This window comes from Paenibacillus montaniterrae (assembly GCF_018403185.1).
GTDB classification, from domain to species: Bacteria; Bacillota; Bacilli; order Paenibacillales; family Paenibacillaceae; genus Pristimantibacillus; species Pristimantibacillus montaniterrae.
The window spans coordinates 45,629-72,092 of record NZ_BOSE01000013.1; the positions used below are offsets into that span (position 1 = coordinate 45,629).

The following is a 26,464-nucleotide window of genomic DNA, read 5'->3' on the forward strand; positions in this document are numbered from 1 at the left end:
AGTGGAGGATGAATGAACATGCACATTAAGTCTGGCTGGGGCAGCCGAATTTTTGATACCTTAAACATCTCGCTGCTGATTGCTTTTGCATTGGCTACCGTGATCCCGTTTATTTATGTCATTGCCGGGTCGTTCGCCACTCAGAAGGAGCTGCTGCTGCGTGGATTTATTTTATTCCCGACAGAGTTTACGCTCGATGCCTACAAATATATTTTTTCTACCCAGACGCTTGTCAGAAGCCTGGCGGTAACGATATATATTACAGTCGTGGGGACGCTGATCAATATTTTCTTTACTTGCTTGATGGCATACCCGCTGGCGCGAAAGGATATGGATTTTCGCAAGCCGATTTTGCTAATGGTTGTGTTTACGATGCTGTTTAGCGGCGGGATGATTCCTACCTTTCTTGTTGTCAAGCAGCTAGGGATGATCGACTCGTATTGGTCGTTAATGATTCCAGGCGCAATCAGCGCCTTTAACCTCATCATTATTAGAAACTTTTTTCAGCAGCTGCCGGACGGGCTGGAGGAGTCTGCCAAGATCGACGGCTGCAACGATTTAGGCATTTTTATTCGCATTGTACTGCCATTATCGATGCCGGCGATTGCTACATTCTCGTTATTTTATGCCGTCGGTCACTGGAACACCTTCTTCAACGCCATTCTGTACATTAATGACAATACAAAATGGCCGATTCAAGTTCTTCTTAGACAAATTGTCATCCTGGCCTCAGGTGGAGTTGGAGATTCTACCGCAATGGAGGCTGATTACGTCACCCCGCCAGAGCAGTCTGTCAAAATGGCTGTGATCGTGGTATCTACTCTGCCGATCCTGCTGGTATACCCATTTTTGCAAAAGCATTTCGCCAAAGGGGTACTGCTGGGCTCGGTTAAGGGTTGATCATATAAAGTAAAATGATAAGGGGAGGATTTAAGATGAAAAAGTCGATTGGAAAAGTAACCGCCTTGCTAGTTGTCTTAACGATGCTAGCAAGCGCTTGTGCGCAAAAGGAACCTGCAGCGGGTGGCAATGAGGGAGCGAAGCAAGGGAAGCTTGAGCTCACGATGATGCTGCCATCCTACAATCCAGAGCAGATGCCTGCTAACAGCTCCGTGCTTCAATTGCTGGAAGAAAAAACGAATACGGAGCTAACGGTGTCCTGGGTGCCATCATCTACCTATACCGACAAGCTTAGCGCCACCATTGCATCCGGCGAGCTGCCGAAAACATTTGTTGCGCTTGAACCGAAGGCTTCCTATATTGTGAATGCAGTCCGCTCGGGCATGTTTTGGGAGATCGGACCTTACCTGGAAAGCTATCCGAATCTGAGCAGAATGTCTGATGTCGTCTTGCAGAATGTGTCGATTGATGGAAAAGTTTACGGCGTGTATCGGGAAAGGGATCTTTCGCGCTTTGGCCTAATGATTCGTCAGGACTGGCTCGATAATTTGGGTATGCAGCCGCCTAAAACAATTGACGAGCTGTACAATGTGCTGAAAGCCTTTACAACAGATGATCCAGACAAAAACGGCAAGCCGGATACGATTGGCTTGGCAGTAGGGATGCAAGGAAACAACATAGCCGGGTTTAAAGACATTCTGGTTTATATGGGCGGCCCTAATGAATGGGAGCTTATAGACGGACAGCTGGTGCCAGCTCATATGACGGAAGCTTATATGGAGACGATGAAGTTTTACAAGCGATTGTATGATGAGAACATTATGAATAAAGATTTTGCCATTGTTCAGGATGGACGTTCGGTTATGAATAAAGGCCAGGCCGGCCTATGGATCGACAATATGCTGGACGGCAAAGGCATTGAGGACAACATTAAGAAAATTATGCCGGACGCGAAAATCAATTTGCTTAATCGCATTGCAGGACCGAAGGGCGAGCGAGCACGGGCTGGCGCTGGATTTTTGGGCATGTATATGATCCCGAAAACGAGTGTGCAAACAGAAGATGAGCTGAAGCAAATTCTCGCTTATTTCGACCGTGTTTCCGAGGAGGACATTCAAAATCTGATGAAATACGGTGTTGAAGGCAAGCAGTTTACGATTGAAAACGGAACGTATACCCCTAGCGAGGATCAGAAGCTAAGAGCCGAAATTACAGACGGCAATCAGTTTATGGTGCTGCAGGATAAGGTGGTCAACTACGGAACAGAGCTGGAGCAGCTAAGTACACAGCTGTTTATTGACAATGCCACAATTGCAGTCTCCAACCCTGCTTCGCCGTTTATTTCCAATACCGAGATCGAGAAAGGTAAGGAAATTTCGAAAATTATTGCAGATGCGACGGTAAAATTCATTATGGGTCAAGTAAATGAACAGGATTGGGAGCGCGAGGTCGACAAATGGCTGCAAAGCGGCGGCAGCAAAATTATCGAGGAAATGAATGCGGAATACGCCAAATTAGGACAGCAATAGGTTGAAATGATTGTTTACAACTTGATAGCTCCTGACGGTCAACGAAAATAACTCAAGCTTCCTGCCACAATAAGCTGAAGACAATATCGTTAGGCGCAAGGGCCGGCATGCAATAAAAAATGGATGGTTAGCAATCCCATTTTCATGTAGACTTGTATTATTATCGTGAATAACGATTGGGAGGGGCTATGAGTTTTCGTTCTTCGTCCTACTTATTAAGGTTAATGATACTGTCGATCGTAATCGGCACGATTCCCGTCTTGCTGCTAGGGACATTTGCTTATTATAATTCCTCTCGCATCGTACAAGCGAAAGTAAACGAGAGCAATACGCAGCTGCTGCAGCAAACCCAGCTGCGAGTCGAGCAGACGCTTAGAACAATCGATAATTCAGCTACACAGCTGCTGCAATCTCCGGTTGTGACAAGCGTGTTCGACAAGGAGATCACCAATGAAGATTTTCAGCTGGTGCATGAGCTGTACAATGGAATCTCCTTGATACAAACCTATGAGCGCGGCATTAAGGATGTGTTTCTTTACAGCTTAAGCAAGCAATGGATCATTTCGAGCAGTGGGGTTAACGACTACAGCTTGCCTGCATTCAAGCCACAGCTTGAAGCCTATGCCAAATTCGCCGCAGGCTCATTCTGGACGAGTGAGCCGGGTCATGCAGTTGGAAATGAGCATGCGATCTACTTTATAAAAAAATATCCCTTCAATTCGCCAAATCCAACAGGCGTGATCTGTGTAGTCCTTTCTTCTGATGCCCTGCGAGAGCTTAACGGAGTAATCGACGGGAATTTGGGAAGCGCTTTTATAATGGACGATCGGTCGCAGGTTATTATACATGGCGATCAGAATCTGGTTGGAACGAGCTTGGCGGAGCAGCCTTATTTGCAGAAGCTCCTCCACTCGCAGGAGGCGACCGGACAGTACACAGCGAGGTTCGAGGGAGAGAAGGTTACCGTTACCTATCGGAAGTCGTCCTATAATAGTTGGTATTATGTTTCGATTGCCTCCAATGAACTGATCAATAAAGAAAATAGAATAATAGGCTGGTTGACGATCTTCGTCTGCTTGGGGATTATGCTGGTCACGCTCATGCTGGCCTGGTTCGGCTCAAAAAAAATGTACGGACCGATTCAAACGATTTATCACAAGCTCATGGGCATGCCTTCTGTAGCTGACGGAAGCAAGCCAAGCGGAGAACTGCAGGTCATTGGCGAAGGCGTTAATTATTTGATCCGCAATCAATCGATTATGCTGGATGAGCTTAAAGGGCAGCAGGCGCAGCTGAAGGAGTTTTTCGTGCAAAAACTGTTTAGCGGCACGATTAAGCCGACCGCATTTGAGGAGAAGCTTGGCTTGTTCGGCTTGGAGCAGCCTTGGCGCTCTATGTGCGTCGTTGCAATTCAAATCGACAGTCTGAAGGATACGAGATATGAAGAGGCCAATCGCGATTTGCTGATGTTCGCGGTTAACAATATTGTTGGTGAGCTCGTGCCTGTGGAACAAAGGCTGGTGCCGATTGTAAAATCGGATAGCCAGGTGACAATCGTCGGCTCGTCAGTGGACGGCTCGGCATTCAAGCACCATATCTTTTCCCTCGCTGATCAGATTCAAAAGGCGATTCTTCAATATTTGGATATTAGAGTGAGCATCGGCATCAGCCGAACGTTCAGCTCCTTCGAGGAAACGCAGCAGGCGCAGCATGAAGCGATGACAGCGTTGAAGTACAGGGTCGGGCTTGGCCAGGAATCCATTCTATTTATCGAGGATGTGCAGCCGCAGAAGGTCGACTGGTACCGATATCCTTATATGGGCGAGCAGACGCTGCTCGACGCGATCAGATCGGGGAGTGTGTCGCAGGCTGAGCAAGCCTTGCGCCAATTTATCGAGGAGTTGTTCCAGCCGCAAAAGCAGCATCGGGATTACCAGCTGTCGTTAATGCGTCTATTCGTAGATCTTCTTAAGTTTGGTCAGGAATTAAGCCTTCCGATGGACAACATTTCGCAGGATGAAGCCTCTTTGCTGCAGTCCTTGTCCAAGCTTAGAAATATTGAAGAGATCGAGAGCTGGTTCTGGACGCATTTTGTACATCCGTATGTTCAGGAGCTGGGCAAGCGGCGAGAGTGTCAATACAAGCAAATTTCGGAAGCAATTATCGATATGATCACAAGAGAGTTTGACTCGGAGCTAACGCTCGAAGAATGCTCCGCCCGCATTAATTATCATCCGCACTATGTGAGTCGTGTTTTCCGGCAGGAGACGGGGATTAACTTCGGAGAGTATTTGATGCAGTATCGGATCGATATCGCTAAGAAATGGCTAAGCGAATCCGATATGAAGGTTGCCGATATTGCCGAGCGCTTGCAGTACAATAACTCCGCCAATTTCATTCGCTCCTTCCGCAAGCAGGTTGGCATGACGCCGGGCCAGTACCGGGAAGAACGGAGATAAGACGTGAAAAAACGAAAGCCCGCCTAAGCTGGGGACTTTCGTTTTTTGTTTGTGATACGCCAAAGTTTAATCTATTCAACAACAATGCTGACATGCTATAATCAACGCAGCAATAGAATAGGCTTATTTGGGCGGTCGGCTACCTCTCTACAGAAGGGAGGGATGCCTGATGACAGTTTTTGAAGCACTAATATTAATGCTTACCTTTGGTACGCTTATTGTGATGATACTGTCCTCGAAAGACAAATAGACCGCCCCAGGAAGGAATCGGTCTATTTGATCTATATTCCAGATTAAAGCCTACCGCCCTTAAAAGCGGCTATTGCAGAGGGAGTCGTGTTACCGCACGGCTCCTTTTTGCAGTATACGCAAAAGTACGCTATGCAATTCCATAAATATAATAATATATTTATTTACATATAGATAATAACATTTATGGCTTTATATTTACAAGAGCTTTCGCTCATATTGTTTGCTCAGCCATTTCTGGGGTGTCTAGCATTATCGTTTATTTTCCTGCATACCTATTGAATTTTATAAAGCTTCCACTGTCCGTCTGTTTTAATAAACACAAAGTCGAAAGAAGATGAGCTTTCTCCATCTGTGCTGGAGGTTAGCATTGTAATTTTCACAATTTCAACATCAGTTGAAATTTCAGATAAGCTGTACTCATCAATGACAGCAGATAGGCGCGATTGATCTGCTTCCAGCTTGGTCACTGCTAAAATATATGGCCCAATAAGCGATAAATCGGCTGTGCTTGGATCGTACATAAACGCGGAATGAGCCTCATAGTCGTTGGCTTCCACTGTCTTGAACAAGGAAATGATCGTCTCAACAAGCTCATCCTCCACGCCTGCAGCCTCAATATTGTCCCAATCCAGCTTTCCTTCTCTTGGTTTCCTATGCATGGAATGGCGCATTTTGAGCAGAGCAAGCCCCAATAAGCAAGCTCACTAAAGTAAGAAGCATTATAGCAATTAAACGATTCATCTTTTTCACATCCTAAGCTTTCTATAAACTAGAATAGCCTAATTTTTGCTAGAAAGAAACTAACATTAGCTAGCTTTTTGTCTTCATAAATTTTCATAAGATCTTAGCTATGTTAGTATGAGAGGTATAGCGTTCCAGGACAGAAATTGGTTAAGGTGGTAAAGGGATGAATCGCGATTCGTTAATAACGTTAAAGAAAATATCGAAGCGATATGGCAGTCGAGAGGTTTTGTCTAATATTTCACTCAGTCTTAGGCAGGGTGAGTGCATCATGATTAGAGGGAGCAACGGCTCAGGAAAAAGCACGCTGCTAAAAATTGTCGCTGGCTTAATTCCGTTTACCGCAGGCGAAAGGCAACTGGCACACGCCAAGCTTGTAATCGGCTATGCTCCCGATCACTTGGCTAGGCTGCGCATGACATCAACGGAATACTTGACTCATATGGGCAGATTATCGAGGATGCCGAAGGAGCAGCTGCAGACTCGTATTGAGCAGCTTCATGCATTTTTCAATTTGGAGCAGAGCAAAAGCTTGAAAATGACGCATTTTTCAAAAGGGATGCTGCAAAAGGTCAACCTCATGCAAGCTACGCTTCACGATCCCGAGCTGTTAGTGCTGGATGAGCCACTATCAGGCTTGGACAAGGAATCCGTGCAGCATCTGCTTTCTTCTTTACAGCAAATTAAAGCAGCAGGCACGTCAATTTTAGCTGCCGTTCATGACACTCTGCTTGCGAGCGAGCTGGGAGGCACGACCTTTTGGATTAAGCAAGGACGTCTGGAGAACTCGAACATGCAAGCAGCAGCACTACATTCTTCTCAGCTTTCCTCAGTGGCTGCGGCTCAAAAGTCAGTAGAGAAAGGCGCTGTATTTGAACTGCTTCTCGAGCTCTCTGAGCAGCAGCTTCAGCATCTTACGCATCTATTTCCAGAGGTCGTCTGGAGCAAGGAGCGCCATGGATTAATGACAGCTATCGTGCTGCAAAAGGACTATTATTCATTGATGAGCGAAATGGTGCAGCAGAAAATCGAAATGATTAGCTTGCAGCGAAAGGAGGTTGCCAAGTGATCGCGTTACTTTCCTATTTGCATTCCTGCTATATTCGTTCATATCGCTTTGGCCCGCCTGTGTTTATTTTTCTTTTTGGCATTACCTTTATCTATATGGTTGTACCAAATCCGGTAATGGAAAGCTATTCGTTCTCGATATCTTTTCTATTTGTTATTTCTGCTGCGATAAGCTACAGTATGATGGATATTGAAGCTCCGAGCCAGGAGGCTGTAACTATGCTGCATGCCGGCAGCTTTATACGTACAACTTTCGGCAAGCTGCTTTATAGCTGGCTATTTACGTTGCCGCTTGCGTTATTTGCAGTGCTGTATCCTGCTTTGTTTAATAAGTTTGATAGAGTCGCTGGATTGGACGAGCTCACGTTGTCACTTTTATATCATCTTGCAGGCAGTTGGCTTGGCATTACACTTGCCTGCTGGTTTAGCTCCAAGCTGGTACGCTCACGCACGACTTCTTTTTTATCACTGAGCCTTGTGATTGTAGTTGCTTTTTGCGTAAGTCCGCTTGAAAAAGAGCTTCCTGATAGTTTGAAGCCGCTCAAGTGGCTGCTTCCTCCTTTGGATGAAATCATTCAGCTTCTGTTTCATTTTGAGGACGCAACGCTCGCTTCAAAGCTGCTTGCGCTTGCAGCTCCGTTACTATATGGCACTATTTTATGTGCATTATTTTTAATGCTGTTAAATAAGCGGCGTTTGGATTCGCTATAAAGGTCTTAGGAAGGAGGGAGTGTCATGAAGCAGCTTGCAATAAGAGTATGCACCGAAGCAGATTTGGAAATGCTGGCTGTTCTTAATAAGCATCTAATTGAGGATGAGCAGCATGATAATACGATGAATGCGGCACAATTGAAGGAAAGAATGCGATCTTTTATAGCAAATGACTATATTGCTTATACGTTTGAGGATCGGGCTGTGGTCATTGGCTACGCGCTAGTTGATCATAGCAGGCAGCCGCTCTATTTGAGACAATTTTTCATTTGCAGAGAGCACAGACGAATGGGCTATGGAACGGCAGCTTTTGAAAGCTTGCTTAATCATTTAAATAGTGAGAGCCTTGATATTGAGGTTTTGCATCATAATGAACGCGGCTATCAGTTTTGGAAGTCCCTTGGTTTTGTAGAGCGAAGCGTATATATGAGACGCAAAAGCGACTAGAAGAAATCGTTACTCGGAGCTGCTGAATAATCACAAACAAAAAAGAAGGCTTGTTCAAATTGTCAGCATTCACTGACTTTCTGGACAAGCCCTTTTTTCTTTTTGGCTTATTATTGTAGCGTACAGACTGCTTCATCAAGAGCCAATATGGTAGCGGCCTTTAGGTACGACTAAAGGGGAGCCTGATAGCGGGTCCTCAATGACGGTGCAGTCAAGCCCGAAAATGTGTTTAACCATGTCGCTTGTAATGACCTTGGAAGGCTCACCCTCTGTAACAAGCTTGCCTTTATCGAGTGCGAATATATGATCTGCGTAGCGAGCTGAAAGATTAATATCATGCAGCACCATTACAATAGTCGTTCCGTGTTTGCGATTCAAGTCGGTAAGCAGGTCAAGAATTTCGACTTGATACGTAATGTCGAGAAAGGTGGTTGGCTCATCAAGAAATAAGATGTCGGTTTGCTGAGCGAGCGCCATTGCGATCCATACCCGCTGTCTTTGCCCGCCTGACAGCTCGTCAATGTTATGATTCGCAAACTCTGTAATGTTCATAATCGCCATTGCTTCGGCAACCGCTTCTGAGTCTTTTTTCGTCCAGCCTCTTAGTAATGTTTGATGAGGAAATCTGCCTCTCCCCACCAAATCCGCAACGGATATACCCTCAGGAACGATTGGCGATTGAGGCAGCAGTCCAACAATACGTGCCAATTGCTTGGGTGGAATTTTGCCGATAGCTTTACCATCTAGCGTTATTTTTCCTGATATCGGTTTAATAAGCCGTGCCAATGTTTTAAGAAGGGTAGACTTGCCACAGCCATTGGCGCCGATAATAATGCTGATTTTATTGCTGGGAATGACAAGGTCGATCCCTTGGATAATCGTTTTATGATCATAGCCGGCAACGAGCTGCTCCGCTTGAAAAACATGAGTAGGTTTCATTATAATTCTCCTTTTCGATTCATCCGGATTAGCAAATAGATCAAATAAGGTGCACCAAGTATCCCCGTTATAACACCGACCGGGAATCTATACTCAAATGCAAACTGCCCGATTAAATCTGCTGCCAACACCAAATTTACGCCAACAAGACCTGCAGGAATAAGATTGGAGAAGCCGATTCCTACTAATCGATTTGCGATTGGCCCTGCAAGAAAGGAGACAAATGCTATTGGTCCAGTAGTAGCAGTTGCAATAGCAATCATACAGACAGAGCTTACAATAAGCGCCACTCTTGTTTTATCTGTAGCCACACCAAGCGAGGATGCAGTTTGCTCCCCAAGCTCAAGAATGCTGAGCTGCTTTCCTAGTATAACTAAGAAAGGAGTAAGCATGCAGACCGCGATAACTAGAGGCAGAAGCTCCTTCATCTGAGCGCCGTTAAGACTGCCGCTGAGCCAACGGATTGCGGCTGGCAAATCCTGCTGCGAGCTAATCAGTAATAGATAGGAGATGACCGCATCAAGCATCGCCTGTATGCCAATCCCGATAAGAATTAATCTTCCTATTGAAAAGGCTTTGCCTCTCGAAAATAGATACATAACGACAACTGTTACGAGTCCACCAACTACTGCGGCAACAGAAACAAGCGCTCTGCTTGAATGCAGCACCGTAATAAAAAATACTGCTGCGGCGCTTGAGCCGGAGGTAATGCCAATTACATTAGGGTTGGCAAGCGGATTGCGCAGCATCGTTTGAAACACATAGCCAGCAATACCAAATGCAAAACCAGCAAAGAGTCCAGCCAGCATTCTTGGCAGGCGTATCGTATTAATGGCAAAAGATGCACCCTTTAGCTCTTCACCAGAAAGAACGCGGATCACATCTTTAATAGGATAGATGGTATTGCCAAGCAGAAGCATCGCACAGCAAAGCATGCAAGCCATCACTAGCAAAACGCTGGTAACAAGGACCCATCGGCGACGTCTTTGACGTCTGCCTGCGGCAATAATTGCTAAAGTTTCATTTGTCATAATGAACGCACTTTCGATTTAATAGCTAATAGGATTAGAATTGGAGCTCCGATAAAGGCTGTAACAATGCCAACCTCAACCTCTCCTGTATTACCGATCAGTCTGCCGCATACATCGGATAACGTCAGAATGATTGCGCCAGCCAGCGCTGACATCGGAATTACATAGCGCAAATCAGGCCCCAGCATAAGACGGATTACATGGGTAGACAGAAGGCCGATAAACCCGATAGGCCCAGCTAATGCTGTAGCTGCGCCGCATAAAATGACGCCCCCCAGAGCTGCTACAAGCCGCAGCACTCCCGTACGTACGCCAAGTCCGCTTGCGGCTTCATCGCCAAGCGCTAGTGCATTTAATGCCGGAGCTGTAATGACGGCTATCAATATTCCAATCAATAAAAACGGAATGAACGTGGTGATGCTGCTCCAGCTAGCTGAACCAACACTTCCCACCTGCCAAAATCTCATTTGATCCATCGCATAGGCGCGAGGAATTAAGATGGCGGATACTAGAGAAGACAGTGCGGCGCTTGTGGCTGCTCCAGCAAGTACAAGCTTGATAGGTGTTGCACCACCGCGACCCATCGAGCCAATTCCGAATACGAATACAGCCGTAATGCCGGCGCCTAACAGCGCCAGCCATATATATTCATTGGCAGTCGTAATGTTGAACAAGGCGATTCCGCATACAACGAATAAAGAGGCGCCAGTATTGACGCCTAGTATGCTTGGATCGGCTAATGGATTGCGTGTGACGGACTGCATAAGCGCGCCGGATACGCCAAGCGCCGCACCGCAAAATAAGCTGAATATCGTTCGGGAGACTCTTTTCCGAACTACATTAGCTCCAAAGGAATCTATATTTGGATTAAATAAACCATCAATAAGCTCATTCCAGCGAATGACGCGCGCGCCAAAAAGCAAGGATGCGACTGCGCATACCCCAAGCAGCACAATACCAATGGTTAACACCAATGTAAAATGCTTTGGGATATGCGAGCCTTGATGATGGTGTGAGGTCGCAGAACTATTCATTGATCTTGTCTATAGCTTCCCCGATTAGTGCTAAATACTCGTCAATCGTATAGGCAATGGAAAGCGGGTTAGGCGTGCCGGCAGCGACTAATGGCGTATCGCTAGTAATGAAAGCAACAGAGCCTCTTTCGATAGCTGGAATTTTACCGATGACCGTATCAGCTTTAAGCGTTTCATACAATTCATCATTGCCGTATCCGACAATTAAATCAGCATCATACAGCGCTTCGATATTTTCCGCACTTAGCTGTAAGGAATAGCTTTTCGGATCAGTGATTTGACTTGTAATGCTTTCAGGATATTCCATGCCTAATTCATAAAGGAAGGAAACCCGTGAATCGATCGGCGTATAAATGTGCAGCTGCGACAGATCCTGTGCAGAGAAGTTCACCCAAACAACCTTTTTGCCTTCAATTTGCGGGTATTTAGCCAGCTTCTCTTGAATCAAAGCTTCGGTATCTTTAATCAACTGCTCTCCTTCTGCTTTCATGCCCATGCCGGTAGCGTTATATGTAACCTGCTCACGCCATGTCGTTGCCCACGGAGCTGTTGGATACGGTACTACTGGGGCGATTTGGCTAAGCAGATCGTAATCCTCTTGCGTGATGCCAGAATAAGCGGCGAGAATGACATCCGGGTCAGAGTCGGAAATCGCCTCGAAATCAAGTCCGTCTGTATCCTGATATACATTTGGGTCAGTTACGTCCAGCTCGGCAAGCTTTTCAGCAGTCCAAGGCAAAAGTCCGCTGTCATCCTGAACTCCGAAGTTGGCAGCAGAGAAACCAACAGGAACAACGCCAAGCGCAAGAGCGATATCATGGTTTGCCCATTGAATCGTCGCTACGCGCTCAGGCTTGCTGTCAATAACCGTTTCGCCCAAAGCATGCTTAATAATAATTGGATATTCTGTATTTGATTGCTCAGCATCAGTCGGTTCAGGTGTTGAAGTTTCAGTATTTGCTGAGTCGTTTGGCGCAGCGTCATTATTTGGTGTTGAGTTGGTTGACTGTTTTCCACAGCCAGCCAGTACTAGAATAAGTGAAACCATCAAGATGAGTGCCGTTGAAGAGATTTTTTTCATGTTTGTTGAATCCTTTCTATAATTAGATCAGGCTTTTGATAGTGATTATCACTCTCGTCATTCTATAGTTTAATCGCTATTTTGTCAAAGAAAATGTTGGGGCATCGAGTAATTTCATATATGAAAATAAGACGCCGCAAGGCGTTTTTTATTGCTCGGCAAGATGCTGCTATATGGACAAAATAGTTCCACCTTTCGCCTGCCAACTCAATCAAGCCTGCCTGCTGCAATGCAAAAATATCGAATAGACGGTCTAACGCTTCACCCTATAAGATCAAATTGCGCAAGAGGCTTGCGCTGGATTTAGCCATGAGAGCAGAAAGGAGGGCGGCGGGAAGCAGTATGGAAACGAGTTAATGCTTCATCGTTCAGCATAAGGCAGCTAATTCTAAAAAAAGGAGTGAGTTGACGGAATGCTTCAATTTTATACGAAACGTACTCGTACCAAACGATTTGGACTAAAGCAAATGCTGACAGCAGGGCTGGTTGTAATGCTGCTTGCAGCGCCGTTTAATGTTACGGCGGCCAGCGGTGGCATGCCAGGCAATAAAGAGCAGCTTTCCTTAGTCGAGCAGTTTGACTTTGAGCATGATACAGGGGGCTTTGTATCGGGCTCGGCAGCAGTAGCCTCTGAAAACGGCGTGCTGAAGGCAACGGGTTCAGGCTCAGGCAATCGTTCAGCAGCCTATCAGTACGCTGCTCCTGTAAACGCAGCCGAGGTGCAGTATACATTTGACTGGAAGCCAGAGGATGTAACCACTGCAGCGAATTCAAGCGAGCTGCTATGGCGGGATGCGAATGAAAAGCCACTCTTTCGCATCGTTAAGCAAGGCGGAGAAAATGGCGGGATCTACTACGGCGCAGGCTCGACCGGAACAGACTTGAGCAGCTTGTCACAGGCGCTTGCTTCTCACAGCCAGGCAGATTGGCTAACGGTAGAGGTCGATTTTGATTTTGCTGTGGAGCAGATTCATTTGCGGCTATATGACAAGCAAACAGAGCTGCTGCTCATCGACAGCGGCGCCATAAGCTTGTCCTCGGTCGAATATATCAATCAAATCGGCAGCGTCATGCTGAATGGCAATCGCTCGAGTGGACAAAGCCTGCAGTTTACGATGTATATCGACGACTTTAAGACAATGGCATCGAAAGCGCCTGCACCGGAGCAGCTGCCGCAGGCTGTAGTCGAAATTGTGACGGAATATGCCGGCAATCAGGCAGTACCGCTCAATCAAGCCCTCGAGGATGTTGTTTCGATCCTGCCTCCAACGGTAGATATTCGGCTTGCCAACGGTGCGCTGCGTACGGGCATTCCGCTTATATGGAGCAGTGATGACTATAATGCAGCCGTCCCGGGAGGCTATGCTTTCAAGGGAGAGCTTGATTTGTCCGCTCTATCGCGGGTGATAAACCCGGACGAGCTTGCTGCGCAAGTGACCATTACTGTAGAAGCGGGAGCTGCAATGCCAGAGAAGCCCGGATACGTGACGGTGCTTTATACGGATTTTGGTGATCAAGGCGCGCTAGTGCCTGCATATTGGGGCTTTACGACGGCGAACGCCACTTTAAGCCTCCATACGGAGCAGCTTGCCGGCAACAGCACCTCCAAGCTGCATTTCAATATTACCGATCAGTCCGGCGGCAGAGTCGCTAGTCGAAATTTCGCTCAAGCGTACATGGGTGAAGAGGTTGTGCTTGAATTCGACTGGTATCCGGGAAAAGTGAATGACAAAGGCTCGAATCCAAATGAAAACGGCGGCGAGCTTCGCATTACGAACAGCAGCAATCAAACGATCTTTACACTGAACCATACGAACAATGCGCCGCTGTCGTATTACATTGGCAATGGCGAGCAGCGTGCAGCTACTGCGATTGTTGAGCCAGAGGCCTGGTATCATACAGTGCTTGTATTTGATTACGTTCATAATGAAATTCGCCTTAGCCTGTCCAATGACTCGCTTGGTGTACATGAGGAGATCAGCCTTTCTATGGATGGCTTGAGCATGGATACTAAGCTTGGTGGAATGCGACTTGGCGGCGTAAGAACCTCGGGCAATAATTTAACGTGGGATACGTACCTCGACAATGTTGCGCTGTATGTGTCGCCGTTAAGTGATCATGCGATTACATTGGTTGATCAGCTGCCCTACCATCGCATTTATGTTGGTCAGGCTACAGACGAGCTTGCTTCGATCGGGCTGCCTGACGAGGTCGAGGTGACGCTGGCAGATGGCTCCAAGGCCCATGCAGCGATTGCCGCGTGGGAGGAGGTTGATCCATGGAATGCTGCAGCAGCAGGCGTTTATGAATTTAGAGGCGTGCTTGATGATGACAACGATTACAAAAACCCGTTTAATAAAACGGCCTTGCTGTATGTATACAATCGACTGGAGCCGCTAAGCCAAGCGAGAAATACGGAATGGCTGGATCGAGGTGTGATAGCTCTGTCAGCGGACGATGGAATTTTTGTCAGCTGGCGACTGCTGGCCGATGAGTACAACGACGGTGTAGCTTTCTATCTGTATCGCAACGGCACATTGCTGAACGATACGCCATTACTAACAACCAATTATGTGGACACACAAGGAAAACCTGGCGATCAATACACGGTTGCCACTGTGCGCAACGGCCGTGCAGTGCAGGATGGCAGCGCAACGGCGCTGGAAACGGATTACTTGGCAATTCCGCTGCAAAAGCCTGAAGGCGGCGAAACAGCAACAGGCAGCTATACGTACAGTGCCAATGATGCCAGTGTCGGTGATCTGGATGGAGACGGCGAATACGAAATTATTGTCAAATGGTACCCTTCCAACGCGATCGACAGCTCGCAGTCAGGCATGACGGGCCCAACGATCTTTGATGCCTATAAGCTGGACGGCACGCTGCTGTGGCGCATGAATATGGGCTTGAATCTTACATCTGGCGCGCATTATCATCAATTTATTGTTGCCGATCTGGACGGGGACGGCCGCAGCGAGTTTTTAATTAAAACGGCTGATGCGACTACGGTATACGGTGCAACGGAGGGCCAATTTGATGAAAGCAAGGTAATCAGCGTAATCGGTAATGCCGAGGATAATGGACGCTGGGTGAATGAGTCCGGCAAAGTATTTGACGGCCCTGAATACATTTCCGTATTTGAAGGCTTGACGGGCAAGGAAATTGATACGATTGATTATGTATTCGCGCTAGGCGATGTCGCTTCCTGGGGAGACAGCTTCCATAATCGCTCTGACCGTTTTCTTGCAGGACTCGCTTATTTGGACGGTAAAAAGCCGAGCGTTGTGTACGGTCGCGGCTATTATGAGCGTACGACGTTTGCTGCTTATTCGCTTGTTAACGGCAAGCTGATTACGGAGTGGACCTTCGATTCGGCTGCTCAGGGCCGCGGCGGCGGATTGGGCTATCACAGCTTGGCAACAGGCGATGTCGACAATGACGGCTTTGATGAAATAATTGCAGGCTCTCTCGTTCTGGACGAGGACGGCTCAATCCTGTATATGATGGATGGCAATAAAGGGCGCGAAAGAGGCTCGCATGGCGATGCGATGCATGTTGGCGCTTTTGACCCTGACCGTGAAGGCTTGCATTTTATTGGCGTGCACGAGGACCCGGCAGTTGCGTCGCTGGAGTTTCACGATGGCGCAACAGGCGAGACAATCATGTCTTTCTACGGCTCGGTCGATGCAGGCCGCGGCTTGGCTGCCAATATTACGACTGCTCCAGGCTATGAATTTTGGGGTACCGCTCCTGACGAGGTAGAAAAAGGCGGCGGCATTTACAATGTGCAGAACAAGGTTGTGGCAGACAGCCATCGTGCTGCCGGGTTGTCTGTCAACTTTGCGCTTTATTGGGACGGAGATTTGCTGCATGAGCTGCTCGATCATACATCGATTACCAAATACAACGAGCATACGCAGCGAGCTGAGCTGCTTCGCGCTTTTGAAGGAGTCGCAAGCAATAATGGCACGAAGGCAACGCCAACGCTGCAAGCGGATATTTTGGGCGATTGGCGCGAGGAGGTCGTGCTCCCTGCTGCTGATAGCAGCGAGCTGCGCATTTACAGCACGACCATTCCGACCGAGTATCGGCTTTATACACTCATGCATGATACGGTTTACCGCATGGGCATCGCTTGGCAAAATGTCGCCTACAATCAGCCGCCGCATCTTGGCTTCTATCTGGGCGAGGATATTCGCCAGCAGGTGTTGGCAGGCGAGCTGACGGCACCTTCTGTCAGCTATACAAATCCGCCGCGTACAACGACGCCAGAGGTAACTGCTCCGATCGTAGTGCCGCCTGTAGAAGATGCTGGCGTTGATTTGAGCATCCGAGGAGATGTGGACGAATCCACTGGCCGTGTGCGGGCAGCCATTAGCGAACAGCAGTGGAGCGAGCTGCTGCGCAAGCAAACAGCGACTAAGGCAGCCTCGATGGTGATCGAAATTGCTTCACAGGGTCAGGCGTATGAGATTGCTCTTCCAGATGCGCTGCTGCGCGCTGGCAAGCTGGGCTTTGAGCTAGTGCTGGTTACCTCCGCTGGCACGGTAACTTTGCCGGCAGATGCGCTGACTGCCTACTCCTTTGCTGCGGATGAGCAGGTTGAGCTGTTGCTTTCACGCGCACAGACCGATTTAACGCTGGAGACGACGATCTCGCTTACCAGCAACGGCAAGCGGCTCGCCTGGAGCAAGGCGGCATCTCCAATAACGTTGGCGCTGCCGTACGAGCTGAATTCCTCGCAGGACGCGCGCTTCTTGAATGTGTGGCAGCTGGACGAGCAAGGCAATCGCACGCTTATACCGCGCAGCAGCTATAATGCAGAGAGCAAGCAGATTATTTTCCAGGCGCGGCAAATGGCTTCCTTTATTGTGGAATATCGAGCTGCAAGCTTCTCCGATATTTCACAGCTTGCATGGGCAAGGCAAGAAATTGAGCTGCTGGCTGCCAAAGGCATCATTCAAGGCATCTCGCAAACTAGCTTCCAGCCGCATGCGCCGATTACTAGAGCTGATTACATCGTGCTTCTGACAAGGATGCTCCAGCTGCAGCAGGCTGGCAATACTGATAACCGAGCCAGCTTTAATGATGTATCGTCGGAAGCCTATTACTATGAGGCGGTTTCGCTAGCCCAAGCGCTTGGCATTGTCCAGGGGGATGGCGCCAGCTTCCGTCCGTCAGCCTCTATCTCAAGACAAGATATGATGGTTATGACACTGCGGGCACTGCAGCTGCTTAATTTACTCGACACAGGCGCAGATGAGCATGACCGGCAACTTGAGCGCTTCACGGATCATAAGCTAGTCGCTGCCTATGCGCAAACTGCTGCTGCCAAGCTAATCGAGGCTGGCATTATACAAGGCTCGACAGGAGGCAAGCTGGAGCCGCAGCGTGCCATGACAAGAGCAGAGGCGGCAGTGCTGCTGCATCGTATCTTTGAGCTAATTTATAGCACAGCAAAGAAAAATTAATATAGCAGCTGCACAATCAAATGCATTCGCAGTCAGACTTCAGATATATGCAAAATAGGAAGCCGAGCTAAGTTTAGGGATATGACCTGAGCTTAGCTCGGTTTTTCTATTTAATTTTTGCCAGTACCTTTTATTTAGAATAAAATTCAGTTAAAGTTTAGACGAAAGTGATTATTGTTTATATAATTTTAATAAGTTGTTTAATAGGGAGCTAAAGCAGTTAAAGAACATTGCGAGAAGGGGGTTCGATATGAGCTGGAGAAGGATGAAGTACAAAACAAAGCTCAACATATCTTTAGTGCTGTTAAGTTGCATTCCTGCGGTGCTTATTGGCGCAATCGCTTACCAGCAGTCCTATAACACGCTGGTCAGCCAAACTGAAAAGGACTTTCAAATTATTGTATCTCAATTAAATGCATCAATTGAAAGGCAAATTAGTGATTTTGATCGCTTTACGATGCTGCCGTATTATTTGCCCAATATTTTCAGCTATTTGAATCAGCCTTCGCTTTCGACTGAAATGTGGGGGACCGAGGAGCTTGAAGCGCAGCGTACGATTACTCGCTTAATGAGTGCCTACCCTTCGATTCATTCCTCGATATCAGGATTAATCATTTATGGCATGAATGGAACTGTAAGCGGATACAGAATGGATGGTGATGAAAAGCTCAATTTAGAGCACAGTGTTGAGACAGAAGGATGGTATCAGACAGCAATCAAGCGCGAAGGCGGCTTTATCATTACCGGAGTTGAGCAAATTCACAGCTTTAGAGGGAAACCATTCGAAGCGATTATTGGAGCGAGAATGCTGCGTGATGAAGACTTTAAGCCGCTAGCTGTTATTGAGATTATGATTTCTCCCAGGTTTATTCCCAATATCGTCAAATCATTGAATTTGCAGGATGTGCAAATTGCTGTGATCGACCAAAATGGCGAGCCTATTTATACCTCTGATCAGGCGCTCGCCGAGCAGCTGCGGCAAATGAATACAGCAGACGCTAGCGGAGCCTGGGAATTGAACATGTCGACAGAAAGCGGAAAAGTCGTATATATGGGCAATTATGAGCAAAGTGAATATTTAGGCTGGACGGTTTATATGGGTGTCAACAAGCATGAAATGCTGGCAAGCAGCCGCTACATTCGCAATCTTACCTTTATTATGATTGCATTCATTAGTGTGCTGTCTGGCATCGTATCCTGGTTTTTGGCACGCGGGCTGTCCAAGCCAATCTACCGTTTAATTCGCTCTATGCGCGATGTGGAAAAAGGAGTATTTGCTCCGCCGCTTATTCAGAAGCGCAGCGACGAGATTGGGCAGCTGGAGGAAAGCTATATTCGCATGATCCATAGACTAAATGAGCTTGTCCGTTCCATTGAGGAGAAGGAAAGCCAGAAAAGGCATGCCGAGCTTTATGCGCAGCGGGCTCGCATCCAGCCGCATTTTTTATACAATACGCTGAATTCGATTCGGATGCTGGCGATTTTGCATCAAGATCAGCAAATCGCCAAGCTGCTGCAATCGCTAAGCAAGCTGCTGCAAGCGAATTTGAAATTTGACAGCGAGCTCATTTCCTTGAAGGATGAAATCGCGTTGCTTGAAGCGTATTCGCAGCTCATGGATTTAAGATATACAAATGTATTTGAAGTGGAGTGGAAGCTGGATGAGCGGGCGCTCCAGGCTTCGATTCCGCCAATGCTGCTGCAGGTGTTAATGGAAAATGCGATTTTCCATGGCGCCAAAGGATTGGAGCGGATGCTGCATATTACAGTTGAAGTTCAATTCGCCAGTCCGTATACGCTCTACATTCACCTATATGACAACGGTGTAGGCCTGGATGCCGCCGCTATTAACTGGCTGCTAAGCTCGCCTGCTGCGGCTAGCGGCACGAAAAGGATTGGATTATGCAATGTGCGTGATCGAGTACAGCTATGCTTTGGCAAGGATTATGGCTTATATGCTTCTTGTAAGGATGGAATAACTTGTATGACCGTTCACATTCCTTTTATTATGCATGCACGGGAGGTATGACCGATGTGGAAGCTGTTAGTGGTCGAGGATGAATCTATCGTACGAATGGGGCTTAAATATATGCTGGACTGGGAAAAGCAAGGCATTGCCTGGCAAGCTGAAGCGGCTAGCGGAGATCAGGCTCTGGACATTATCAAGCAGGAGCGTATTGATATTGTGTTGACCGATATTCAGATGCCGGGCATGAACGGACTGGAATTGGCCAAGGAAATTAACAGGCTTAATCAAAACATCAAAATTATCTTTTTGAGCAGCTACGACAGCTTTGCCTATGCCAAGGAAGCGCTGCGCTTGGGCTGTATCGATTATTTGCACAAGCCAACGATGGATGAGCAGGAGCTGCAGCAAGCATTCAGCAAGGTCGTCACGATGCTGGAGGAATCGCATGAGAACAAGCAGCCTGCTGTAGCCCCAAGAGACAATTCCAGCTTGCTGCGCTTACTCGACAGCTATACATTTCCTCACGATCTAAGCTGCCTGGGCCCTCATATGCAAGAGCTGCAAAACGGTTTTTGGCTCGTGAATTTTAGAAGACGTGATGATGCAGTGAAGGAGAAGGAAAGCAATAGTGAGCTTCGCTTCATATCGTTAAAGCATTTAATTGAAGAATACGTGATGAAAACATGGGGCGGGCTCGTGTTTCATCGCGAGCAGCGGGAAATTATTTGGCTGGCTCCTGCAAAGCCCAAGCTGGATGAGACGAGCCTAGATCGAGCGAAATATTTGGAAGGCATTAAGCAAAAAATGCTTGAGCTGCTGAACATGATCGTGATGTATTCGGAAAGCCGTCTATTTTATGACGTTAATGAGCTGCCGGATGCATATATGGAAACGTTAATGAAATTGCCGGTTAATGAGCAAAGCGATAACTTTGTAGCGCGCAGGGCAAAGGAGTTTATTGATGCTCATTTGCTGGAGGAGCTTAATCTGTCATTAGTAGCTAGCCGAATTCATGTCAGCCCCAGCTACTTAAGCCGTATTTTTATGAGGGAGATCGGCGAAAACTTTAGCGATTATATGATTCGCAACAAAATCGAGTATGCGCAGCGGCTGCTGCGTGAATCCTCCATGAAGGTTTATGAAATTGCAGCTGCGGTAGGTTATATGAATCCGCATTATTTTAGCAAGCTGTTTAAGGAGCGGACAGGAATGACACCGCTGGATTACCGCAATCGATAAAAGAAAACGTCGCAGGACAAAAAAGTATAGCAAAGTGCAAATAAACAAATTTTTATGCGTGCGTCCAGCTGCAAGCTGCAAAAACTAAGCAAAAAAGGCAACAAAACGGCATGACGGTTATCTAGTTACAGAAAGCCACGTTTCTTAAACTATAAGCAAGGAAGTTCAAAAAGCACGACTTTGATGACGATGCCTCGCGTTGCAGCATAGTCGGCGGAAAGCCGAGCTTTTTGAAGCCACATATTAAGGGGGATTACATTCATGAAAAGAATGCTTATGTTGGGTTTAACGCTTGTTATGGTGGCAAGCTTGCTGGCAGCTTGTGGCGGCGGCAACAATTCGCAAAGTTCTCCAGCCAATCAAGCTGATGGCAAGCAGAAGAAGGTTTCAATCGCATTATGGACGCTTAGCGGCTCTGGCTGGGAATGGGTTGTTGAGGCAGTCGAGCAATTTCAGAACGAAAACCCGGACATCGAGGTTGTACACAGCTCTTATGCGGTCGACCCGATGAAAGAAAACTTGAAGGTAGCGGCAAGCTCCAAAACGATGCCTGATATTTGGTTTACTTGGGGCGGCTCACTAGGCTCCTTCTATCCTGAAAATGGCTTGGCGCTTGATTTGAGCGAGATTGCAGAGGAGCATAATTATGCGGAAGTTTACAATAAAGCAGCGCTCGATATGTCGACCTTCAACGGCAAGCTGTATGGCATCCCGATGCGCTTGAATGCACTCAGTATGTGGTATACGAAGGAAGCTTACGAGGCAACGAATTTGCAGCCGCCAGCAACGTTCGCGGAGTTTGAAGAGCAGCTGGAAATATTGAAAAATGCAGGCTATATTCCGCTCGCCTTCGGCAGTAAAGGCGGCTGGCACACAATGCGCCTGGCGGAGCTGCTCATCGAGCATTACGGCGGACCTGAGCTGCACGATCAGCTTTTGAGCTTGTCTGCTTCGTGGGACAATGAAGCGGTTATTCAAACCTTCGCCAAGCTGAAGGAATATACCGATAAGGAATATTTCCCGAAGGGCTATGTGTCGCTTGATCCAGAGGAAGCGCAAAACCTGATGTATCAGAAGAAAGCGGCAATTATTAATGAAGGAACATGGTTCGACTCCAGCATTATTACGAGCGGCTTTGATGTCAATGATTTTGGCGTTTTCAAGTTTCCGACCGAGCAGTCGCCAGTCAGACCTTCGGTGTTCGCGGAAATGCTGCAAATTAGCGCCGATGCAAGTCCTGAAAAGCAGGCAGCTGCAATCAAGCTTGGCGAATATTTGACAAGCGTTGAGGTGATTAACCAATTTGTCGACGTGTACGGCTCGCCGGCAACACTCAATGTCAATACGTCCGAAGCCAATCCGCATATGAAGGAGATTTTAGACAGTGCCAGCGATGGGGCATTTCAAATTATGGACCAAGCGCTGCCGCAGCAGCTGATTCAAAAATGGTTTGAAGCGCAAGACCGTGTTGCATTAGGCGATTGGACGCCGCAGCAGGCTGCCCAGGAGATGGATAAGGCTGTTCAAGAATATGTAAGTAAAAATTCGCAGTAAGCAAAAATGATGAGACAGGAGGGCAAAGCGTTGATGTTTACAAAGGTTAAGCCATGGCTGTACTTGCTGCCAGCGTTGATCATTTATTTGACGGTGATTTGTTTCCCCTCCTTATATTCCTTATATTTGAGCTTTTTTGAATGGAATGGAGTGGCGCCAGATCGCAAATTTGTCGGCCTTGACAACTATGTCTATTTGTTTACGAAGGATACCGTCTTTCCTACGGCGCTCTCCAATAATCTGCAATGGATGCTGGGATCATTGGTGCTTATGATGGGGCTGGGCTTGGCGCTGGCCCTGATGCTGAATAAAAGATTGAAGGGGCGTACCTGGTTCCGCGGAATCTTTTATTTCCCGTATGTGCTGTCAGGAATCGTTGTAGCGATGGTATGGACATGGATGTATAACCCGACGCAAGGCTTTTTTAATAAGGTGCTGGAGCTTGTTGGATTGGAAAGCTGGACGCAGGCTTGGCTGGCAGAGCCGAAGTTCGCCTTGTACGCTGTATTTTTAGCGGCACTGTGGCAAGGGGTAGGCCAGCCGCTGGTTTTGTTTATTGCCGGATTGTCGTCTATTCCCGATGATCCGTATGAAGCGGCGTTTATTGATGGAGCAAGCAAATTTCAATCGTTCTATTATATTACTTTACCATTGCTGCGAGAAACTTTCGTCATTGTAGTCGCGACAACGATGATAGGCGCGATGAAGGTGTACGATATCGTTTATGCCATGACAGGAGGAGGACCAGCTGAAAGCACTCAGGTGTTGTCGTCTCTTATGTATTATCAGACCTTCAGGTATGCCAACATCGGCATCGGCTCGGCGATCTCATGGGTGCTGGTGTTGATCGTCATGATTGTGCTTATTCCATACGTTTATTACACAACGAAAAGGTCGCATGTATAGTTTTTGCTAGAAATGCAGCAGGCGACAGGAAGGAGGGGACTAGTTGGAACTGCGAATCTCGTCAACAAGAAAAGTGGTTCATTATGCAGTGCTGATCATTTTGGCGATACTGTTTTTGCTGCCGCTTGTATTCATTTTCTTTACGGCAGTGAAGTCTAATGCTGATTTGGCAAGCAAGCCAATTTATGCGTTTCCCGCTAAGATTCATTGGGAAAACTTTGTCAAGGCTTGGGATCAAGGGAAAATGAGCATGTATATGAAAAATACGCTCTTTATATGTCTAGTCAAGGTCCCGCTGGGCATCTTGATCGAGGCGTTAGCAGCCTTTGCGCTTACGAGGCTGAAGTTTCGCTGGAGCATTCCTATGTTTTCGTTTTTCTTAATCGGCATGATGATTCCGATGCAGGCCACTTTAGTGCCGCTCAATATGCTGCTTAATGCGATTCATCTAAAGGGCACGTATCCTGGAATTTTCTTAATTTATTTAGGCTTCGGCATCCCGTTCGGGATTATGATTTTGCGAGGTTTTTTCCGCACAATCCCTAAGGAGCTTGATGAAGCGGCGCTCATAGATGGCTGCAGCGATATGGGCAAATTTTTACGGATTATTTTGCCGTTGTCTATGCCGGCCATTGCTACGCTTATTATTTTCGACTTCATGGCGACCTGGAACGAATTTCTGCTGGCGCAAATCTTTATAAGCGATCAGTCGATGCGCACCATTACGCTAGGCTTGCTCGCCTTTAGAGGAGATTGGTCGACTGACTATACATTAATGAGCGCCGCAGTGCTTATTTCCGTGCTGCCCGTTATGATTGTCTATCTGTTGTTCCAGAAGTATTTTGTCAATGGGCTTGCCGGCTCGGTTAAAGGCTAATTCCAGCAAATGCGATAGCTGCAATCAATCAAGCTGTGCAAGCCCATTGTGCTTCATCATATTGCGCGGGTGGAGCTGCGCGTTATAAATTGCGTGTCGACAACGACCTTCGTTTTAGCTTGCTGCGGTGAAAGAATCGTTTGAACGAGTGTATCTACTGCCAAATGAGCAAGCCTTTGCTTTTCAACATGCACGGTCGTTAGCTGCGGCGTTATAATTTGCGCTTCTGTAATGTTATCAAAGCCGACTATTGAAATATCTTCAGGGATGCGATAGCCAAGCTCGCTTAATGTTTTTATTGCGCTGATCGCAATATAATCGCATTCGCAGAAAAAGGCGGTTGGCATCGCATTTCCTTGCTTTAGATACTCGCTAAGCAGCTTTTTCAGCGATTCTTGAGAAGATAGAATGGTAGGCGCCACATTAAAGGTAACCTCTAGCGACAGATCGTTCATTTGCAGCGCATGAAGGAAGCCCTTCCTGCGCTCATGAAAGTTGTGGAGCGGTACATTGGAAGCGAGGTAGCCGATATGACGATGTCCCAAGCTGCATAGATGCATGCCTGCCTGATAGGCGCCCATTACGTTGTTGATCGAAACAAAGGAGACAGGCAATGTTTCATAGCAGTTGTCGAGCACGACGAGCGGTGTCGTAAGATGCTCGATCATGGCGCGTACTTGAGCATGATCCAAATTCGTTCCTAGCAAAATAATGCCGTCGCTGCGCTGCTCCTCACTAATTTCTTCGATATGCTCCAGCATGCGTGACGGATCAACCGTAGCAAACAAAAGACTGTAGCCATTGCTGCGACAGCGTTCTTCAATATATTGAATAATCTCGCGAAAAAAGGGCTGCTCATAATAGTCTTCAAGCACGATGCCAGAGTTGGCAAACGCTAGAAAGGTAAGCGTACGGACGGCTTGCTCTTCATGCTGTCCTCTAGCTTTGTGGACATAGCCATGCTCCTCCACAACGCGCAATATTTTTTCGCGTGTTTCGGCGCCAATGCCTGGTTTATTGTTTAACGTTAAGGATACCGCTGATTTGGAAACGCCGGCAAGCTTCGCGATATCTTCCATCTTCATAATCATTCTCTCCCGTTCACTAAAATTGTTTAGTTAGTTTAGTTTAACTTGAAATGAACAAACATGCAAGATTGGCGATTTTGTTTAACTAATTCCATTTAAAAATTTAGTTTTATTTACTAAACTTTATTGACTAAACGTCATTTAGCTGTTAAATTCTAAGTACATCGTAATTGTAAGATTATTAGTTTATAAATGTTTAGTTTAGTTTAGTTGTTGAAATCAATCGAAAGCTAAGGTGATGAACTGTGATTAAGCATGCTTTTCAAATTCCGGACTCTAAGAAAATTCGTCTTATCATCAACACAGATGCCAAAAATGAAGCAGATGACCAGTTTGCAATTGTTCATGCTCTATTAACGCCGCGCTTTGATATTAGAGGGATTATTGCTGCTCATTTTGGAGAGCGCCGTACGAAGCATTCGATGCAGGAAAGCTACGATGAAATCGAGCTGCTGCTCAACCTGATGGAAATTAGAGATTCCGTAACTGTTTGCAAAGGAGCACCGACTGCGATACCTGACGAGAAAACGGCTGTTGGATCTGAAGGTGCTGATTTAATTATTAAGGAAGCGTTGGCAGATGACCCGCGCCCGCTGTATGTTATTTTTCTTGGGCCGATTACCGATTTGGCAGCTGCTTATCTGCTTAAACCAGAAATCGCCGGCAAGCTTACAGCGGTTTGGATCGGTGGCGGCGCATGGCCAAACGGCGAGGAGGAATTCAACTTAAGCAACGATATTGATGCTGCTAATGTCGTGCTTGAGTCGCAAATTCCTATATGGATCATTCCACGCAGTGTCTATACAACGATGCGTGTAGGCATAGCCGAGCTGCATACGAGAGTCCGTCCGTATGGCAAGGTTGGCAAGTATTTGTACGATCAGCTGGTCGACTTCAATATGCAGCTGCAAGGCAGCAGTCATTGGCCCAAAGGGGAAATGTGGAGTCTTGGCGATTCGCCGGCAGTCAGCGTACTGCTTGATGAGCATGAGTATGGCTATGAATGGAAGCCCGCGCCGCGCATTACAAAGGATATGCGATATGTCCATCATCAAAAGGAACGCTTGGTGCGCTGGTATCACTTCATTGATCCGCGTTTTACGCTTGAGGATATGTACGCCAAGCTGCAAATCCATTATGGCTCATCAAATTAAATGAGATACGATAC

20 protein-coding genes are annotated in these 26,464 nt (G+C 47.0%); 14 read left to right on the plus strand and 6 right to left on the minus strand.

The window, feature by feature from the left end:
* Positions 1–18 precede the first annotated feature (18 nt).
* The 4 genes from KJS52_RS24125 (at position 19) to KJS52_RS27955 (ending at position 5,138) form a co-directional block, all read left to right on the plus strand.
* Positions 19–900 (plus strand): carbohydrate ABC transporter permease, encoded by an 882-nt coding sequence (locus tag KJS52_RS24125; protein ID WP_213519940.1) that lies wholly within the window; start codon positions 19–21, stop codon positions 898–900.
* Between the two features lie 35 nt (positions 901–935).
* A complete protein-coding gene (locus KJS52_RS24130) occupies positions 936–2,429 on the plus strand; it encodes an extracellular solute-binding protein (RefSeq protein ID WP_246563908.1) in 1,494 nt (497 codons plus the stop codon).
* A gap of 188 nt (positions 2,430–2,617) precedes the next feature.
* The gene (locus KJS52_RS24135) at positions 2,618–4,888 is read left to right on the plus strand and encodes a helix-turn-helix domain-containing protein (protein WP_213519854.1); all 2,271 of its coding nucleotides are present in this window, start codon (positions 2,618–2,620) and stop codon (positions 4,886–4,888) included.
* Positions 4,889–5,057: 169 nt separating this feature from the next.
* On the plus strand, positions 5,058–5,138 hold the full coding sequence (locus tag KJS52_RS27955; RefSeq protein WP_373871388.1) for a putative holin-like toxin: 81 nt from the start codon (positions 5,058–5,060) through the stop codon (positions 5,136–5,138).
* A 274-nt stretch (positions 5,139–5,412) separates the two neighbouring features.
* Here KJS52_RS27955 and KJS52_RS24140 read toward each other — a convergent pair whose 3' ends face one another.
* Positions 5,413–5,799 (minus strand): hypothetical protein, encoded by a 387-nt coding sequence (locus KJS52_RS24140; RefSeq protein ID WP_213519855.1) that lies wholly within the window; start codon positions 5,797–5,799, stop codon positions 5,413–5,415.
* A 248-nt stretch (positions 5,800–6,047) separates the two neighbouring features.
* Between KJS52_RS24140 and KJS52_RS24145 the strand changes: the two genes are divergently transcribed.
* Genes KJS52_RS24145 through KJS52_RS24155 form a run of 3 tightly spaced genes read left to right on the plus strand, consistent with a single transcriptional unit; the run spans position 6,048 to position 8,107 of the window.
* The gene (locus KJS52_RS24145) at positions 6,048–6,950 is read left to right on the plus strand and encodes an ATP-binding cassette domain-containing protein (protein WP_213519856.1); all 903 of its coding nucleotides are present in this window, start codon (positions 6,048–6,050) and stop codon (positions 6,948–6,950) included.
* Positions 6,947–7,660, plus strand: coding sequence for a hypothetical protein (locus KJS52_RS24150; RefSeq protein ID WP_213519857.1), 714 nt, complete (start codon positions 6,947–6,949; stop codon positions 7,658–7,660). Before KJS52_RS24145 ends, KJS52_RS24150 begins: the two co-directional genes overlap by 4 nt.
* A gap of 24 nt (positions 7,661–7,684) precedes the next feature.
* A complete protein-coding gene (locus KJS52_RS24155) occupies positions 7,685–8,107 on the plus strand; it encodes a GNAT family N-acetyltransferase (RefSeq protein ID WP_213519858.1) in 423 nt (140 codons plus the stop codon).
* A gap of 135 nt (positions 8,108–8,242) precedes the next feature.
* On the opposite strand, the gene KJS52_RS24160 is transcribed toward KJS52_RS24155, so the two are convergent.
* The 4 genes from KJS52_RS24160 to KJS52_RS24175 are packed head-to-tail and all read right to left on the minus strand — an operon-like array spanning position 8,243 to position 12,192.
* Positions 8,243–9,046 carry an ABC transporter ATP-binding protein gene (locus KJS52_RS24160; protein ID WP_213519859.1) on the minus strand — a complete coding sequence of 268 codons (804 nt, stop codon included), beginning with the start codon at positions 9,044–9,046 and terminating at the stop codon, positions 8,243–8,245.
* The gene (locus tag KJS52_RS24165; protein WP_213519860.1) at positions 9,046–10,077 is read right to left on the minus strand and encodes a FecCD family ABC transporter permease; all 1,032 of its coding nucleotides are present in this window, start codon (positions 10,075–10,077) and stop codon (positions 9,046–9,048) included. The genes KJS52_RS24160 and KJS52_RS24165 overlap by 1 nt, the downstream gene beginning before the upstream one ends.
* Complete coding sequence (locus tag KJS52_RS24170; protein ID WP_213519861.1) at positions 10,074–11,111, minus strand: FecCD family ABC transporter permease; 1,038 nt, start codon at positions 11,109–11,111, stop codon at positions 10,074–10,076. The genes KJS52_RS24165 and KJS52_RS24170 overlap by 4 nt, the downstream gene beginning before the upstream one ends.
* On the minus strand, positions 11,104–12,192 hold the full coding sequence (locus tag KJS52_RS24175) for an iron-siderophore ABC transporter substrate-binding protein (RefSeq protein WP_213519862.1): 1,089 nt from the start codon (positions 12,190–12,192) through the stop codon (positions 11,104–11,106). The genes KJS52_RS24170 and KJS52_RS24175 overlap by 8 nt, the downstream gene beginning before the upstream one ends.
* Before the next feature lie 413 nt (positions 12,193–12,605).
* Here KJS52_RS24175 and KJS52_RS24180 point away from each other — a divergent pair, with 413 nt between their 5' ends.
* The 6 genes from KJS52_RS24180 (at position 12,606) to KJS52_RS24205 (ending at position 24,208) form a co-directional block, all read left to right on the plus strand.
* Positions 12,606–17,663 (plus strand): rhamnogalacturonan lyase family protein, encoded by a 5,058-nt coding sequence (locus KJS52_RS24180; RefSeq protein ID WP_213519863.1) that lies wholly within the window; start codon positions 12,606–12,608, stop codon positions 17,661–17,663.
* A 250-nt stretch (positions 17,664–17,913) separates the two neighbouring features.
* Complete coding sequence (locus KJS52_RS24185; RefSeq protein WP_246563911.1) at positions 17,914–19,692, plus strand: sensor histidine kinase; 1,779 nt, start codon at positions 17,914–17,916, stop codon at positions 19,690–19,692.
* A gap of 3 nt (positions 19,693–19,695) precedes the next feature.
* Positions 19,696–20,871 (plus strand): response regulator transcription factor, encoded by a 1,176-nt coding sequence (locus KJS52_RS24190; RefSeq protein ID WP_213519864.1) that lies wholly within the window; start codon positions 19,696–19,698, stop codon positions 20,869–20,871.
* Positions 20,872–21,132: 261 nt separating this feature from the next.
* A complete protein-coding gene (locus KJS52_RS24195) occupies positions 21,133–22,425 on the plus strand; it encodes an ABC transporter substrate-binding protein (RefSeq protein ID WP_213519865.1) in 1,293 nt (430 codons plus the stop codon).
* Between the two features lie 33 nt (positions 22,426–22,458).
* Positions 22,459–23,331, plus strand: a complete 873-nt coding sequence (locus tag KJS52_RS24200) for a carbohydrate ABC transporter permease (RefSeq protein WP_213519866.1) — start codon at positions 22,459–22,461, stop codon at positions 23,329–23,331.
* A 49-nt stretch (positions 23,332–23,380) separates the two neighbouring features.
* Positions 23,381–24,208: a carbohydrate ABC transporter permease gene (locus KJS52_RS24205; RefSeq protein WP_373871389.1), complete on the plus strand. Its 828-nt coding sequence runs from the start codon at positions 23,381–23,383 to the stop codon at positions 24,206–24,208.
* A gap of 56 nt (positions 24,209–24,264) precedes the next feature.
* Here KJS52_RS24205 and KJS52_RS24210 read toward each other — a convergent pair whose 3' ends face one another.
* Positions 24,265–25,293 (minus strand): LacI family DNA-binding transcriptional regulator, encoded by a 1,029-nt coding sequence (locus tag KJS52_RS24210; RefSeq protein WP_213519868.1) that lies wholly within the window; start codon positions 25,291–25,293, stop codon positions 24,265–24,267.
* Positions 25,294–25,541: 248 nt separating this feature from the next.
* Here KJS52_RS24210 and KJS52_RS24215 point away from each other — a divergent pair, with 248 nt between their 5' ends.
* Positions 25,542–26,450 (plus strand): nucleoside hydrolase, encoded by a 909-nt coding sequence (locus tag KJS52_RS24215; RefSeq protein WP_213519869.1) that lies wholly within the window; start codon positions 25,542–25,544, stop codon positions 26,448–26,450.
* Positions 26,451–26,464 lie beyond the last annotated feature (14 nt).